The organism is Pseudoglutamicibacter cumminsii (assembly GCF_003143995.1).
Lineage (GTDB): Bacteria > Actinomycetota > Actinomycetes > Actinomycetales > Micrococcaceae > Pseudoglutamicibacter > Pseudoglutamicibacter cumminsii_B.
Genome location: NZ_QFWG01000011.1, coordinates 21964 through 38612 on the forward strand (window position 1 = coordinate 21964; position 16649 = coordinate 38612).

Sequence of the window (16649 nt, forward strand, 5' to 3'; positions counted from 1 at the left end):
GATAGACGGAGTTAACCTTGCGTCCATCTTTTGTTTGGGCGCTTTCGTTTTGTAGTTTTCGAGCCTTTCAGTAATCAACCGGAGGACCTGTGGCACGCACCATCATCACCTATGGAACCTTCGACCTTTTCCACGTCGGTCACCTGAACATCTTGCGTCGTCTCAAAGAGCAATGCGACCGCCTCATCGTGGGTGTTTCGACCGATGAGTTCAACGAAATGAAGGGCAAGAAGCCTATTGTCCCGTTCGAGCAGCGGATCGAGATTGTCCGTGCTATCCGCTACGTGGATGAGGCGATCCCAGAAGCTAACTGGGAGCAGAAGCGCAACGACATTAAGGAACACAATGTCGATGCCTTCGCAATCGGTGAGGACTGGAAGGGTAAGTTCGATGAGCTCGAGGACATCGTAGAGGTCATCTACCTGCCGCGAACCGACGGTATCTCCACCACAGAACTCAAGCGCATCTTGTCCGGTTTTGATAAGCGTAAGGTCACCGAGCTTAAGGATTCTCTCGATACGCTCTCGCGAATCGTTGAGGAGCTCGGCTAATGCCGCGTGGCGTTTCGCCTCTTGACGCGATGCGGAAAATGCGCCGCGCTGTTACGAGAAGTGTGACTTTGGGCAACGCTGGTGTGCGTGCCCTCAACGACCAAGTGGCTAAACGCGTTGCCGCGCGGGGCTTCGCAACTGACAACGAAGCCGAGTATTCGGTTGCGCTCGTTCACGCAGGTGGACCGCTGACTACGTATCAGATGCGTCAGTGGGTGCGCCCCCTCAATGACCTCGATGAGTACTTGCGTGAGCGCGGACTACCAGGTGCCGCTATCGTCGTCCGGGATCCGAGGGTCATGCGTGAATGCAGTGACATCGCGAAGGTGCCGGTTGTGTTGGCGTGGGGGATGGCCGAGGTCATCGAGGCCCTCGGCCGGCCGAGCGTTCGTGTCGCTCTGTATGCGAACAACAACACGTTGAACTTCCAGGCGATGGCGGCGCAGCTCCCAGCGCACGTGCACGTGGGCCACGGCGAGTCTGATAAGGCGTCGATGGTCTCGAATCAGTTGCGTGCTTACGATGCCGCGTTGATCGCGGGTCAGGGAGCGCGTGATCGCCTGAATGCCCGGCTTGTGGGGCTGGAGCGGGTTGCGCTGTACGAGGTCGGACGGCCGCAGATGGACTTCCCGGACCCGCCTCCGGAGCATGTTCCGGCGACATCGAAGCGCACTGTTTTCTATGCACCCACGTGGGAAGGGGACAGGCCGGAGATGTCTTACTCTTCGGTCGCCTCGTGCGGAGCTCCGGTTGTCACTGATCTTGTCGCGGCCGGCTACCGGGTTATTTATCGCCCCCACCCGCAGACGGGGCGGAACTCTGCGCTCCATGCGGCTGCTGATCGGAAGATCCGCAGGATCCTGCAACAGGCTGGCTCGGAACACCTTGTCGATGACCGTCCAGGCCTGGGCTGGCAGTGGGGAGTGTCCGACGCCGCGGTGCTCGATGTGTCCGCGATGGCGTTTGATGCGTTGGCGGCCGACCTGCCGACCGTGGTGATTGCTCCTGAACACGAGAAGGCCGAGCGGGTTAGTGGCGGAATCCTCGAGTCGCTCGTGGTCATGGATCCTGCCGCGACTGGAACTGACGGTGCAGCGGTAGCTGAAGGGGCCGGCATCCGTGATCTTCTGAAGCTTGCAGAACGTGAGGATGCGGTTGCAGAACGGCGCAGGTGCGCGTCGTATTACTTTGGCGATGTCAGCCCGGGTGCTCAGCGTGGCCGATTTATCGATGCGTGTTGGGACATTCTCGTTGAGCGCGATCGAGCGTTGGCAGACACCCTTGGAATAGCGTCAATTCTTCCCGAGTAAGGGATGCGAAACCAGCGTAGCCAGATTCAAGATAAACGTTAGACGGTTCAGAGGAAGGAAGCGCGGTGTCGATCAAAGATTCGTTGTTCACAATCCGCAGTGCCGTTGCATCGCGCGCCCTGAATCGGCGCCATGACGCGATGGGGCTAGATCAAGGTAGCCGGTGGGACGAATACGTTCGAGGCATCGCTGATGAGATCCAGCGGCAACTCGATGCTATCGAACGCTCGACGTTCCGGGGTCGACCGGTGTTCTGGCTTGGGGATGATGCCGCGGCCGCTGTTGCCCAACCGCCGGAAGGCCTGCGTCTGGATAGAGTTTCGCGTAAGTTCGTTCCTCCGGAGGCAGACGATGCCTGGCAGGTTACCGCTATCGATGGCCGCGCAATCCACCCGGCCGCTCGGCCGTTGATCTGTGCGGGGAAGCCGCGTGACGATGTGCGCGGAACGATGTTCTTCAACGAGCCGGTGGACGCCGTCATCACGTGGGTTGATGGGTCCGACCCTGATTGGCTGCGCCGCAAGCAGTCTTTTGAGCCTGCTGAGTCGGCGCATGAGACGTCCGATGCGGAAGCCCGCTATAGCGATAACGATGAGCTGCGTGCGTGTTTGCGTGGGATTGCAGCTTATGCCCCGTGGATACGCCACGTGTTCATCGTGACTGATCGGCAAATCCCAGGCTTCCTTGACCAAGACACTTTGCTTGCCGACCCGAGCTCTGCAGGGCTTTCTAGCAGCACCACTGTCAGCATCGTGGACCATAGCCAGATTCTGCCGCAGAGCGTTTTGACGACCTTCAATTCACATGTCATTGAGTCTGCGTTACATCGGATCCCTGGGCTTTCGGAACACTACTTGTATTTCAATGACGATGTGGTCTTAGGCGAGCCGAGCACGCCTGAGGACTTCTTCACGCCTGCTGGTTTGTTGCAGGTCGCGCTGAGCCCTCAAGGGATTCATGGCGATCTACCGGTTATGGACTCGGCACGCAACAACCGTGAGCTGCTCTCTCAGTTGACGGGCACACTCATGGATCGTCGCTATAAGCACGTGCCGCATGCGCAGAGCAAGAGCCTCGCTTTTGAGCTTGAAGAGGCTATCGCGGAACGCTTGGATGACACTAGGAAACATCGTTTCAGGGATCCTGAGGATGTTTCATTCGCTTCGTCGTTGTTGCTCAGTTTTGGGGTCGCAACGGGCCGTGCGACCCCGTCGGAGTTCTCGTACTCCTATATTGACCTGGGGGAAGGCAACTCAGTGCGGCGGCTGGGCGGGCTGGTGAAGCAAGGCGGGCGGCTAGTCAACTGTTTCAATCAGGTCGGCAATATGACCGAGCGAAATCGTCGCGCGCTGGCCAAAGCACTTGAGGCTTTATGGCCGTGGGCTTCCCCTTGGGAAGTGCGAAGAGGATGAAGCCTAACCAACTCAACGTTTATGCTTTCAATGATGAGGCGCCCTATGGATGTGCCTGCGGCGTTCGTGGCCAAGATCGATAAAGGAATTATCAGCAAGTGAACCCTATGGGCATGGTGAACAAGGCCAAAAGCAACGCGATGCGTGCGGCGATGCGTTCGGTGAACATGACGCGCGTAGCTTTGCGGCGGCAGCGGAAGTTGAAGCCGCGTGCCGGTAGTGAATACCTTGCGGTGAGCTCGGATGCTGCAGCTTTATCGCTGACCGCGTATGGTTTGGACCGCTTGCCGGTTGCGTTGGTCGCGGTTGTGGGGAACCAAGTGGTGGCTCGTTTCGAGGTCGCTGGGGCCACAGTCGGCCGTCGAGATGATGCGTATACGGCCGCTGTTGACTATCGAAAGCTGGTCGATGCGCTTCGAGAGTTTTCGGTTGACTCGTTGAGCACTGAGCCTACTGAAGACGACGAGCTGGACTATGAGGAAGCGGACGACGAAGGCGAAGGCTGGAAGGTGCGGCTTGGCTGGCTCCTCGAATCCTCTGACGCGTTGTTGCAAGACGCCGAAAACAGCTTGGAAGACGACGACGCCGAGGGTTTCGTCGTAAAAGCAAATCAATGGATTGAATGGGTTGGTCGCGCAGCGACCACGGAGGCGTCCCGCCTGCTCCGTCGTAACGTCAGCGGCCATACTGTGGCCCCTCTGATTACGATACGTGGCAATATCCGAATCGACGTTGACACTCCGTCATCGATTCACGCGCTGATCTATTCCGACGACGTTTGTGTTGAATCGGGCGCTATTCGCGTGAGGGGCCGTGTGGCTTCGGCTCAGGGGAACGTAGTTCAGGCTCGTTTCGTGGTCGTGGGACGCGAGACCGGTACGCGTTTTGAGTCCCTCATGAATCTGGACTTTGATCAGTCCTGGACGAACAGCGATTTTGGGCGCCGGCATTTCACGTATGACGTCCGCGTGCCTATCAGCCCGGTGATGTGGGACAGCTTCAATAACTCGGAACCATTCGATGCAGTGGTTGAGTTCTATGACGTGGAAGGCGCGGTGCATGTTCGCCGGGTTTCGCGTGTGCCGGTCGAATCTCGTGTTGCCGCGCGTGGTGGGACCATGGAGCACGACGGGCGGCTTGTATGCGTCAGCCCTTACTTCACTTTCAAAGCGAAAGCGCTGTCTTTCCACATCGAATGTTTCGATGCGTCGGTCAAGCCGTTGTTGAACGGTACCCGTAGCGTTGAGCCTCTAGAGAATGTGTGGCTCATCGGTGAACAGCCGTGGCGCGCCGGTGATAATGGCTATCACTTTTTCAGATGGGTGCGGCGTGAGCATCCAGAGATCAACGCTTACTACGTGATCAGTAAAGATTCACCGGATGTCGTGAAGTTCGCTGACGAGAGCAATGTTCTGTACAGCGGAACTTATGCTCACTTCGAGAAGGCGCTTCAAGCCAGCAAGTTCATCGGAACCCACCATCCGGACTTCCTGATGCCAACCTATGCGTCGGAGTTTAAGTCGCGTTTGCATGGAACTCGCGTGTTCTTGCAACACGGTGTGCTCGGAGTTAAACGCATGACCTCCACGTACGGCAAGAACGCGCCCCAGTTCAAGGTCGATCAGTTCTTCGTCACGTCGGAGAAAGAGCGCGAGATCGTCATGAAGGACCTGGGGTATAAGGCCAATGAGGTCGTCGTGACGGGATTGCCGCGTTTCGATGAACTGTTGGGGAAGGACGTTTCGGTGCGCCGCGGCCAGGTTGTCGTGATGCCGACGTGGCGTGACTGGATTCGCGACGAGGAAGACTTCCTATCGTCAGAGTACTTCCAACAGTGGCGCGAGGTGCTGGCGCACGAGGATTTCGCGCGCGTTGTGAACGAGAACGAGCTTGAGGTCAAGCTCTACTTGCACACAAACATGCAACGCTTCGCGCATCACTTCAGCGATCTGCCTGTCACGGTGGTTTTCGCGGGGGAGGAAGACATCCAGCGGCTCTTGCAGGAATCTGAGCTGATGATCACCGACTATTCGTCGGTCGCATTCGACTTCAGTTTCCTCGGCCGTCCTGTGATCTATTTCCAATTCGACCGTTCCCGCTTCATCGGTCGGGCCGGCTCGCACCTCGACCTTGATGAAGAGTTGCCTGGCTTCATTGTTGTCACTGCAGACGACGTCGTAGCCCGCCTGACTGACTGCGTTGCCACCGGCTTCAAACAGACCCCTGAGCTTCGCGCCCGCAGCATCAGCTTCATGACGCATCGTGATGTGCGTAACTGTGAGCGTGTTTACCGCGCGATTCTTGCCGGCCCGGAACACACCGTGGTCGGAGCAGGATCCCAGTGGAAAGACGCGATGCCAGTGGTTCAGCGGCGGCTACGTCGTAGCCGTTGGTACGGAAAGTCGATGCGGGCGCTGTATAAGGCGCTGTCCGCGATGCCGGGACGACGCGAAACTCTCGTGTTCGAGTCTGGCCTCGGTAAGCAGTACTCAGACTCGCCGCGGTACATCTATGAAGAGCTGTTGCGGCGGGGAGACACGCGTCCGAAAGTGTGGATCTACAACGGGCCGCACGTTTTCACTGATCCGCACACGAGTGTCGTGAAACGGCTAACCCCGGAATACTATCTAGCTCTGGCGCGCGCCAAGATGTGGACCATGAACCAGTCTGCGCCGTCGTATCTGAAGCGGCCGCGAAAGGTGCGTTTCGTTCAGACCTGGCACGGCACCCCGCTCAAGCACATGCAGCTCGACGCGGCGGGGAAGCAAGACCAAGGCAACGGCTATCTCAAACGCGCTCAAGCCGGGGTGCGGCAATGGACGCACCTGCTCTCGCCAAGCCCGTACGCGAGCGCAGCGTTCCGGTCCGCGTTCGGTTTCAAGGGCCCCATCGTTGAACTCGGTTACCCGCGCAACGACGTCCTCGTTTCTCCGAAAGCGCCGCAGGTCAGGGCGCACACCCGTGCCCACCTGGGTTTGGGGGAGCGGCAACGAGCAGTCTTGTACGCGCCGACCTTCCGAGACAACCAGAAGAATGCGCGCGGCAAGCTTGCTTTCAAACTGCCGTTTGACCTGGAAACGTTCGCAGAGCAGATGCCAGAAGACACCGTGCTCCTGCTGCGTATGCACACACTCATAGCCAACAGCATCCGCATCCCTGCGCACCTACGCGACCGAGTCAAGGACGTCTCCAAGTATTCAGACATCCAGGAACTCTTCCTCGCATCGGACGCTTTGATCACCGACTACTCGTCAGTGTTCTTCGATGCGGCAGTGTTGCGTTATCCGATCGTATTCTTCGCCTATGACCTCGAGGACTACCAACAGAACCTGCGTGGCTTCTACCTCGACTACATGAAGGACCTCCCTGGGCCCATCGTTCAAGACGAGGCCGATCTGTGGGCCACCGTGAATGAGGCCCTCGAACACGGGATCGACCAAGACCAACGCGACCGCTTCATCGAACGTTTTGCACCGAAAGACGACGGGCACGCCGCAGAACGTGTCGTCGACGAACTGTACTGACGTCTTAGAATTAACGCGTCAGCTCGTCCGTTGCAGAACATGACCGCGCCACGCCATGGGGATGCTGATTGGAGACGCGTCGTTGAATCAGCTAAGATGGAATGTCGCATGTGTTCTGCTCGTAGAAGGAGTTAGGTAGATGACCACTGAGGCGTTGAACGCGCCTTCGGCATCAGCCTGGGTCTTCGACGTGCATGAGATCGCCCGCAAGGTCGGTTCGATGCACGAAGAGCAGAAGACGCTTCCAGCGCCCGAGGGTCTATCGGTTCCGTTGATTGGCGTAGAGCCCGGCTCGCGCGTTCCAGTGGAACTCAGGTTTGAAGGCGTGCACGAAGGTGTATTGGTGACCGGACAAGCATCCTTGTCAATCAATGGCGAGTGTGGCCGTTGTCTGGACCCCATTTCCTACACGTACGATGCGCACTTCCAGGAGCTGTTTTTCCATCCGGAACAGCAGCTTGACTCGGAGGATGACACGGAAACTTCCGTGATCGTCGACGACAAGGTCAACCTGGAACCGTTGCTTCGCACCGCAGTGGTTGGCGAACTTCCGTTTCAACCGTTGTGTAACGAAGACTGCATGGGTTTGTGCGACCAGTGTGGGGTTCGACTCGACGATGAGCCGGAACACCACCACGACATCGTGGATCCTCGTTGGGAAGCACTGCGTGGTTTGAGCACCTTGGGTGAGGAAGCGCCCCAGGAGCACAACAAAGGCTAAGCCCAGCCCGGGAGAACCGGGACAGGCTGAACCAACATAGATTTTCACTCTGGGCGTCCATAGCCCAGGATTGACCAGCAACTAGGAAGAGAGACAAGCCGTGGCTGTTCCAAAGCGGAAGATGTCCCGTGCGAATACACGCAACCGCCGCGCTCAGTGGAAGGCCACTGCGCCAACTCTGGTGAAGACCGTTGAAAACGGTCGCGTGACGTACAGCCTGCCTCACCAGGCAAAGATGGTCACCGACTCGGCTGGCACCGAGCTGTTCCTTGAGTACAAGGGACGTAAGGTAGCCGACGCCTAAGTTGTCCGTGGCTAAAGCAACTGAGCTTACGAAGCGTCTCGGGGTCTCTTTGGACCCCGAGACGCTTCGTTTAGCGTTGACACACCGTTCGTGGGCTTATGAGCACGACGGTGCACACAACGAGCGCCTCGAGTTCCTTGGGGATTCGGTGCTCGGCTTTTGCGTGACTACATTCATTTTTGACCAGTATCCGAGCGTTGCTGAGAGCCAGATGACGGCTCTGCGCGCCCGTTTGGTTTCAACCCAGACTCTCGCGCACGTTGCCCGGAATATTGGTGTGGGCCCGCACATCCGGCTCGGTAAAGGTGAGCAGCAGTCCAACGGCCAGGATAAAGATTCGATCCTCGCGGACACCATGGAAGCCCTTCTGGGGGCTGTTTACCTGACTCACGGCCTGGACGCCGTCAAGGCGATCATCGCGGAGAACGTGCTGCCCCTGATCGACGACGAAGAAACGATTCGCCGCAGCACCGACTGGAAGACGCTCATCCGGCAGATCGCGGGCCAGCACGATCTGGGTGAAGTCGTGTACGACGTCACGGGCGAAGGCCCGGATCACGCTCACACGTACACCGCACGGTTGTTGATCGGCGAGAAACGGTACGGACAAGGCACTGCTACCTCTAAGAAGGACGCGGAGAAGCTCGCTGCAGGTGCGTCGTGGAACACGCTCGTCGGCGATTTGATGGCGATGGGCGTGATCGATGAGGATCCGCTCTCGCCTGGGCACAAGACCTCCAACTGATGCCTGAACTGCCCGAAGTTGAGGTTGTCCGCCGCGGCCTCGTTGACTGGGTTGTGGGGCGGCGAATCGAACACGTCGAGGTCCATGATTCGCGTTCGGTGCGCCGGCAGGTTGGCGGCCCCGAAGCTTTTCTAGCGGCAACCTCCTCGATGGTCATTACCTCGGCGGCGCGTCGCGGTAAGTTCTTGTGGCTCACGCTTGCGCCTGAAACAGCGTCTGATGCCGGAAACGACTCTGGCGCGGAGCCGCGCTTCGCGCTCATGGCTCATTTGGGCATGTCTGGACAAATGCTCGTTGAGGACGCCGAACAGCCGTGGGAGAGGCACCTCAAAGTGCGCTTTGTTCTTTCGGAACGTGACGGCGCACCTGCAGAGCTGCGCTTCATCGACCAACGGATCTTCGGCGGGATGTGGATCTCGGAGCTCACCCCAACACCGGACCACGGGCCCGGCGGGGTAGGAGACCAAGCCCACTCGATCCCGCGAGCCGCTAGCCACATCGGGCGCGATGTGCTTGACCCCATGACCAACGCCCAGGCACTGCGGAAGCAGTGGCGCAACAAGCGCACCGGGATCAAGAACGCGCTCATGGATCAGAGCGTGATCTCCGGGGTCGGGAACATTTATGCCGACGAGGCGCTCTGGCGGGTGAGACGGCACTATGACACGCCGGTCTCGCGGCTGTCCTTGCGCGAAATCGGGGAGCTCCTTGAGGCGCTGCGTGCAGTCATGAATAGTGCGCTGGACGCCGGTGGGACGAGCTTTGACTCGCTCTACGTCAACGTCAACGGCGCCTCGGGTTATTTTGACCGCTCGCTCAACGCGTACGGCCGGGCAGGCGAGCCGTGCCCGCGGTGCGAACGCGAAGGCAAGCCGGGGCTCATCGTTCGCGAGCCGTGGGGTGGCCGCTCATCGTATCGGTGTAGTTGGTGTCAGCGCCGTCCACGCGGGCTTTAGGGACATAATAGAGAACACCATGTATTTGAAATCCCTCACGGTCCGCGGCTTTAAGTCTTTTGCTTCCGCGACCAGTTTCGACTTTGAACCCGGCATCACAGCCGTGGTGGGCCCGAACGGGTCAGGTAAGTCGAACGTCGTGGATGCGCTCGCGTGGGTCATGGGTGAGCAGGGCGCTAAAACGTTGCGAGGCGGAAGCATGGAGGACGTGATTTTCGCGGGCACGAGTTCGCGGCAAGCGCTGGGGCGCGCGCACGTCACGTTGACGATCGACAACTCGGACGGCGCGTTGCCGATCGAGTACACCGAGGTCACGATCTCCCGCACGCTGTTCCGTTCGGGCGGGTCCGAATATGCGATCAACGGCTCACCCGTGCGATTGCTGGATATTCAGGAGCTGCTCTCGGATTCCGGCTTGGGCCGTGAGATGCACGTGATCGTGGGGCAGGGGCAGCTCGATAAGATCCTGAGGGCAAGCGCGGAGGAGCGCCGCGGTTTCATCGAGGAAGCTGCGGGCATCTTGAAGCATCGGCGCCGTAAAGAGAAGACTCTGCGGAAGCTGGACTCGACGCAGGCGAATCTCAACCGGCTTGAGGACCTCGTCAAGGAGATCGCTCGCCAGCTGAAGCCTTTGGGGCGGCAGGCTGATACCGCGCGGCGTGCTCGGAGCGTGCAAGCGCGGTTGCGGGACGCGAAGTCGCGTTTGCTTGCCGACGATGTTGTGGCTCTGATGAACGAGGCCGAGTCGGCGGCGGCTCGCAAGGCTGATCTTGATGAGGCACAGAAGCAGGCGCGCGAGTCTGTGGATGCTGCTGGCCGGTTGGTTTCTGAGGCTGAGGTTGGTGCGTCGAAGGCGGTTCCGGCGGCGGCTTCGGCGCGAGAGACGTGGTATGAGCTGTCTCAGCTGAGTGAGCGTTACGCGGGTCTTTTGCGCGTTGCGGAGGAGCGGCAACGGCTTTTGGGGCAGCCGCTTGAGCGCTCGAATGTGGGCGAAGATCCGGATGTTTTGGAACAGCGGGCGCAAGCGACTGATGCGGAGGCCGATGAGGCCGATGCCGCGGTGGTTTCCGCGCGGGAGGCGCTTGATACTGCCGGTGCGGAACGGGTCGAAGCTGAGGCGAAACAGCAGGCCGAGAATGATCGTTTGACTGCGTTGTTGCGGGCTGTTGCGGACCGTCGTGAGGGTTTGGCTCGGCTTGCTGGCCAGGTGGGTACGGCTCGTCAGCGGCTCGAGTCTGCGGTGGGTGAGCGTGAGCGCGCGGTTGAGGCGCGTGATGCGGCGCAGGCGCGTAGTGCCGAGGCCAAGGGCCACATGGACGAGGCGCAGGCCGCAGCGGATGAAGCTCGCGAGGCCACGGTTGAGCCGTTGGCGCGTGTGCCTGAAGCGCAAAAGGCGCTGGATGAGGCTAAGGCCGCGTTGCAGTCGGCTCGTGATGCGTTGAACACGGCGCGCCAGCGCCGGGCCGGCCTTGAGGCCCGCGTTGCTGTTTTGGCCGAGACGACGCAGTCGCAGGCCGGTGCGGGAGCATTGCTTGAAGGGCATGAAGACGCCCTGCTGGACGTTTTAAGCGACCGCTTGACGGTTGAGCCGGGCTTTGAGGCGGCCGTTAAGGCTGCGTTGCAGGGCGCTGATGAGGGTTTGGTCGCCGTGGCTGCTGTGACGCTCGAGCAGATCGCGGATGCCTCCGCAGCTGGCACCGAGGGTTCGGTGACGTTGCTGCACACCGTGGGGGAGCATCGTGCTGTGTCCCTGCCCTCCGGTGTGCGTAGCGTCGTCGACGTGGTGGGTACCAAGCCTGGGGATGAGCGGCTTGTGCAGGCCCTGTTGGGTTCGGTCGCCCTGGTGGATACGGATGCTGAAGCTCGCCGCGTGGTGTCTGAATCCGGTTGCATCGCGGTAACGGTTGCGGGGCATCGGTGGTCGCGTGCGGGTGTTGTGATTGGCGCTGGCGACGGTGCCGGTGCGTTGGCGCGCGTGCGTTCGCTGGAAATCGCGCGGGAGGAGCTTGCCGAGGCTGAAGTGGTGTGTGAATCGGCTGAAGCTGAGGTCGAGCGCGCTCAGCCGGTGGTGCAGAAGGCGCAAACAGAGCTGGCAACAGCGCAGGAAGCGGCTCGCCAAGCGACTGATGCTTCGCGCACTGCGGCCTCGCGTGTCGAGCGTTTGACGTCGTTAGCGGCGCAGGCCGATGCGGATGTTGAGCGGCATGCGGATGCGTATGTCGCTGCTGATGCCGCGGTTGACAAGGCGCGGGTTGCGCTTGCGGAGCTGAATGATCGTTTGACTGTGGCGCAGGATGTTCCAGAGGAGGCTGAGCCGTCCACGGCTGAGCGTGACCGGCTAGCTGAGGCGGCGTCGCAAGCTCGTGAGGCTGAGACACAGGCGCGGTTGGCGGTGCGCGAGGCGGAGGAACTTGCGCGGAAGCTTCGGGACCGAGCCCATTCACAGCGCCGTGCGGCACGGGCTGAGCGTGCAGCACGAGAGGAAGCGCAACGTCGGGCGGCGCGGCGTGCGGCCCAGGCTAAGAAAGCTGAGACGGTGGCTCAGCGAGTGCGGACTGCACAGGGTCTCTTGGCTCGTTCCGTTGAGGCTGCGCAGGTGCGCGTTGAGGAAGCTGAGGAAGCGGTGCGTCGCTGTAACGCGCAGCTTGAGACAGCACGCGGCTCGCTTGCGAAGGCGCAGGCTCGGCTGTCCGAGTTGCGGGATGAATCGCACAAGACCGAGATCGATCAGGCCGAACGTCAGGCGCGGTACGAGGCGCTTGAAGAAAAGGCGTTGTCTGAGGTTTCGATGACCCCGGACCACCTCGTTGAGCACTTTGGCCCGCATCTTCCGGTGCCTTCGGATTTCTCCGACTCGTCGGACCCGTGGGCCGAGCTGCGGCAAGAGGTGGATGAGGACGGCAACCCGGTGGATGGCGAGCCGTTCGACCGTGAGGTTCAGCTCAAGCGTCTGAAACAGGCAGAGCGCGACCTTCAGGCTCTGGGCAAGGTCAATCCGTTGGCTTTGGAAGAGTTCGCGGCGCTTGAGGAACGGCATCAGTATTTGGTGGGGCAAGTCCAGGACTTGACGAACACCCGCGCCGAGCTGTTGAAGCTCATCGACGAAGTGGATCAGCACGTGCAGACGGTCTTCGCTGATGCGTTTGCTGATACCGCTAAAGAGTTCACGGCGATCTTCAGTCGTTTGTTCCCGGGTGGTGAGGGCAAGCTCACGCTCACCGACCCGTCGGACATGCTGACGACCGGCATCGAGGTTGAAGCGCGGCCGGCAGGAAAGAAGGTCAAGCGACTTTCGCTGTTGTCCGGTGGTGAACGATCGCTTACCGCTCTTGCGATGTTGATCGCGATTTTCAAGGCGCGTCCGTCGCCTTTCTATGTCATGGACGAGGTCGAGGCGGCGCTTGATGAACGCAACTTGCTGCGCCTGCTCGAGGTGTTCAAGGATCTCCAGGAGGCCTCGCAGCTGATCATCATCACGCACCAGAAGCACACGATGGACATCGCGGACGCGCTGTATGGTGTTTCGATGCGCGGCGATGGCGTGAGTCACGTGGTTTCGCAGCGGATCGCGGCCGGCGGCATGGATTCCGCTGATACGGCGTAGGCGCTGACTCAGCTCTTGCCCAGCCTCACGAACCCTTGCGTGGCGTGACTTCTGTGTGGTCGATGCTTTGCCGTGGAGCCACCAGAATCCATGCGATGACTCCGATGCCCATGATGACACCTGAGAGTATGAAGGCCCAGCTGAATCCGAAGTGATCTGCGATCCATCCGGCGATGAGCGGAGCGATCATCGCGGGGAGGTCGGCTGCCATCTGGAACATCGACATCACGCGGCCGGCGTGGTGTTCCGGCCCCACGATGTCGGCTACCGCGGCTTGCTGGGCGGGGTTGAAGATTCCGGTTCCGAAACCCGAGAGTAGGGACAGCACAACAAGCAACGCGAGGTTAGGGGAGAGGCCGATGGCCGCGGAACATACAGCGGCGAGGCTCAGCCCGATGATGATGGGGCGGCGGCGCCCTACGCGGTCCGACCAGCGGCCGCTGAAGGTCAGTGCGGCGGCGTTGCCTGCCGCAAAACACGTCATGACAAGCCCAACGGCGAGAGGATCGAGACCGAGTACTTGGGCGGCGAAGAGCGGGACGATCGCGACGCGTACGCCGAACGACATCCAGCCGTTGCCGAAGTTGGAGAGCAAGGCGGCACGGTATTTCGGGTTGGCGAGGGCGTCCGCAAGGCTGTACGGGGGCAGGTTGTGGCGTTCGCGCGGCTGTCCTTGGCGTCCGCGGGAGCTGACCAGGAAGTAGAAAACGACGAGCGACGCCGCGATGAGTGAGCCGCCGTAGATGAAGAACGGCACACGGTAGCCCAGCGGGGCGAGCAAACCGCCAACGAGTGGTCCGCACACGTTACCGATGAGGAAAGCGCCACCGTAGAGGCCAGCGATGCGGCCGCGGATATCTGGCGGCGAGGTCCGGGCAATAAAGCTCGAGGCAGCGACCGTGAACGTAACTGAGCCGATGCCACCGATGCCTCGCCCCACGATCAAGGTCCAATAGTTGGGTGCTAGCCCGCACGCGATGGTTGAGAGCGCCACGATCATGACACCGAGCACGTACGCTCCAGGTTCGCCAAGCTTTTCAGACACCCCGCCCGCGAATGGCGCGAAACCCAGGCGAGTGAAAGCAAACACCGAGACGATGGCCGCGGCCATCATGTGATTCACAGCGAAGCTTGAGGCGTATTGGGGCAGGATCGGGGCGATCAAACCGAAACCCAGCGCGATCAGAAGCGCGCCGGCGATGAGGACTTTAATCTCGTTGGGGACCGGCGTTGATGGCGGTGGTGTTGTGGGGCGAGGAGGGAGGGTGCGAGCCATGATATTTCGATCGTAGATCATGCCTATCGCAACGAGATCATAACGATTCCTGGGAGTTGTGTATCAATGCGATATCAACGCCTGTTAATGGCATGGGAAACATCGCGTGCTTTGTATCGTGGATTAGCTCGTGTTGAGTGTCGACTCGTGTTTAGCGTCGAAAGGTGTGTCAAGTGAGCCAAGTCATCAGCGTTGAACCCCGTGAGCCTTCTCAAGGTTTCGGGGCGCCAGGCCGCACCGCTAGCGGCCATCAGCGCAATTTTGTGCTGGACGCGATGCGCGCCCTCGCGGTGCTCTTGGTTATCGCTTATCACGTGGCTCCTGCTTCGGTTCCGGCAGGCTACCTCGGTGTTGACTTGTTCTTCGTTTTGTCGGGTTATCTGATTACGTCGAGCTTGTTGCGCCGCACGTCGCACCTGTACGTCGAGTCGGGCACCCGGCGTGCTCGTTTGAAGGGGTTCTTCGGCAAGTTCTATCTGGGTCGTTTGCGGCGTTTGGTGCCTGCGGCGATCTTGATGTTGATCGTGATCGTCCCTTTGACGCTTTTGTCGCACCCGGATGTGCGTCTGCATTTGGGGCGGCAGGTTGCCGGCGCTCTGACGGCTACCGCGAACTGGGTCCAGTTGGCAGCGGGTGTTTCGTATTTTGATCAGGATCAGCCGCAGCTTCTGAATCACATGTGGTCGCTCGCGATTGAGGAGCAGTTCTATCTGTTCTGGCCGATCATCATTATCGGCTTGTCCTACATCGGCGTACATACTGCGTCGAAGCGTGTTTCGCTGCATCGAACGGTAGGGATTGTGGCGTTGGTCGTCGCGGTCGCATCCGGGATTTCGATGGCCGTGACGTACTCGCTGACCCAGAACTTCGACCAGGCGTACCTCAACACGCTGACGCACTGCTTCGGTTTGTTGCTCGGTGCGGTGGTTGCGTGTATTCCGCGGGATCTTCAGCTGGGTCGGGGCCTGCGTTTCGCTGTGACGGCGGGTTCGTGGGCTCTGTTGGCCGTGGGCGTCGTGGTTTTGAAGGAGCAGACCGCGATCACCCAGTTGGGTGGCATGTTCGTCTTTTCGGTCGCGGCCGCCGGCGCTGTTCTGATGGGTAGGACGGGCAAGCAGGCTCATTGGCAACCGCGCGGCTTGATCGCGGCTGGTTTGCGGTGGACCGCTGAGCGCTCGTATGCGATGTATCTCTGGCACTGGCCGATGGTCGTGCTGGTGGCTTCGTGGATGCCTGACCCTAATGGTGGCGAAGTTGAGCTTCCGCTGTTGCTTGCTCGCGCATCGTTGGTTGTTGTTGTGACGTTTGTGTTGTCCGCGGTTTCGTACCGTTGGGTTGAGCAGCCGATTTTGAAGCATGGATATCGGGTGTGGTGGGCCGAGTTGAAGGCTCGTGTTTCGCGCGCAGCTGCGTGGTCGTGGGGCAGCGCGGTCGCGATTTTAGTGATTCTTGCTTTGGTTGCGGTTGCTACGGCGCCCGCTAAGACCGAGCAGCAGAAGCGTCTTGAAGCTCTGGCTGCACAGGCGCAGGCTTTGGACCCTGAAGGTCCGGGCATGGACGATGCTCCTGCTGGCGAAGAGCCGAAGCCGGGCTCGGATGAGGATCAAGAAAAGCCAGCCGACAAGGAGAAGCCGGCAGAGTCTGAAAAGCCGGCGGAATCCGACAAGCCAGCCGATAAGGATAAGCCGGCCGATAAGGATAAGCCGGAGAAGGGCTCGACTGACAAGGCCACCCCATCCGTCCCGTCGCAGAAGGTCACGTTCATCGGTGACTCGGTGACGCTCGCTTCGGTTCCTGCGATCCGCCAGGTCTACCCGAAGTCTCCGGTGCAGGCGACTGTCGGTATGCACATTTGGGACGCTCCGGATGTGGTTCGCAAACTCAAGGCTCAGGGCAAGCTCGGTGAGTATGTCGTTTTGGGCTTGGGCACGAACTCGACGTTCACTCCGGCGCAGCTCGGTGAGCTTCTCAATATTGCGGGAAAGAACACCAAGTTCATTTTGGTGATGCCATACGGCGATCGCGAGTGGATTCCGCAAGCGCGTAAGAGCATTGCCGCGTTCGCTAAGGACAATCCGGAGAAGGTACGCGTGGCTCACTGGGATCAGGTCGCGGTCAACGCTACCGACATCGCTTCGGACGGCATTCACCCTGGCCCTGAGTCTGCCATGATGTGGGTCAACGAGGTCACGAAGGCGTTGAACTCCTTTTAGCTTGAGGCATTCGGCCCGCGGTCTGTGAGAAGC

Annotated in this window: 11 protein-coding genes; 10 read left to right on the forward strand and 1 reads right to left on the reverse strand. The window is 60.1% G+C overall.

All coding sequences use genetic code 11. The annotated features are described in order from the left end of the window. The first annotated feature begins 89 nt into the window (after positions 1-89). From CAY35_RS08090 to smc, 9 genes are all read left to right on the forward strand, one after another. Positions 90-551 (forward strand): adenylyltransferase/cytidyltransferase family protein, encoded by a 462-nt coding sequence (locus CAY35_RS08090; protein ID WP_109304127.1) that lies wholly within the window; start codon positions 90-92, stop codon positions 549-551. Positions 552-613: 62 nt separating this feature from the next. Beyond that, the gene (locus CAY35_RS08095; protein WP_181377530.1) at positions 614-1861 is read left to right on the forward strand and encodes a CDP-glycerol glycerophosphotransferase family protein; all 1248 of its coding nucleotides are present in this window, start codon (positions 614-616) and stop codon (positions 1859-1861) included. 65 nt (positions 1862-1926) lie between these two features. Next, positions 1927-3273: a Stealth CR1 domain-containing protein gene (locus CAY35_RS08100; protein WP_109304129.1), complete on the forward strand. Its 1347-nt coding sequence runs from the start codon at positions 1927-1929 to the stop codon at positions 3271-3273. Positions 3274-3386: 113 nt separating this feature from the next. Continuing rightward, positions 3387-6797: a CDP-glycerol glycerophosphotransferase family protein gene (locus CAY35_RS08105; protein WP_181377531.1), complete on the forward strand. Its 3411-nt coding sequence runs from the start codon at positions 3387-3389 to the stop codon at positions 6795-6797. A 139-nt stretch (positions 6798-6936) separates the two neighbouring features. After that, the gene (locus CAY35_RS08110) at positions 6937-7518 is read left to right on the forward strand and encodes a YceD family protein (protein ID WP_258265706.1); all 582 of its coding nucleotides are present in this window, start codon (positions 6937-6939) and stop codon (positions 7516-7518) included. A 100-nt stretch (positions 7519-7618) separates the two neighbouring features. Next, on the forward strand, positions 7619-7822 hold the full coding sequence (rpmF, locus tag CAY35_RS08115; RefSeq protein ID WP_035757176.1) for a 50S ribosomal protein L32: 204 nt from the start codon (positions 7619-7621) through the stop codon (positions 7820-7822). Between the two features lie 7 nt (positions 7823-7829). Next, a complete protein-coding gene (gene rnc, locus CAY35_RS08120) occupies positions 7830-8567 on the forward strand; it encodes a ribonuclease III (protein ID WP_101629691.1) in 738 nt (245 codons plus the stop codon). Next, positions 8567-9523: a bifunctional DNA-formamidopyrimidine glycosylase/DNA-(apurinic or apyrimidinic site) lyase gene (gene mutM / locus CAY35_RS08125; RefSeq protein WP_101629447.1), complete on the forward strand. Its 957-nt coding sequence runs from the start codon at positions 8567-8569 to the stop codon at positions 9521-9523. The genes rnc and mutM overlap by 1 nt, the downstream gene beginning before the upstream one ends. 19 nt (positions 9524-9542) lie before the next feature. Further along, positions 9543-13127: a chromosome segregation protein SMC gene (gene smc / locus CAY35_RS08130; RefSeq protein WP_109304131.1), complete on the forward strand. Its 3585-nt coding sequence runs from the start codon at positions 9543-9545 to the stop codon at positions 13125-13127. 25 nt (positions 13128-13152) lie between these two features. Here smc and CAY35_RS08135 read toward each other — a convergent pair whose 3' ends face one another. Beyond that, complete coding sequence (locus CAY35_RS08135) at positions 13153-14403, reverse strand: MFS transporter (RefSeq protein ID WP_109304149.1); 1251 nt, start codon at positions 14401-14403, stop codon at positions 13153-13155. A gap of 173 nt (positions 14404-14576) precedes the next feature. Between CAY35_RS08135 and CAY35_RS08140 the strand changes: the two genes are divergently transcribed. After that, the gene (locus CAY35_RS08140) at positions 14577-16616 is read left to right on the forward strand and encodes an acyltransferase family protein (protein ID WP_109304132.1); all 2040 of its coding nucleotides are present in this window, start codon (positions 14577-14579) and stop codon (positions 16614-16616) included. The last annotated feature ends 33 nt before the right edge of the window (positions 16617-16649 follow it).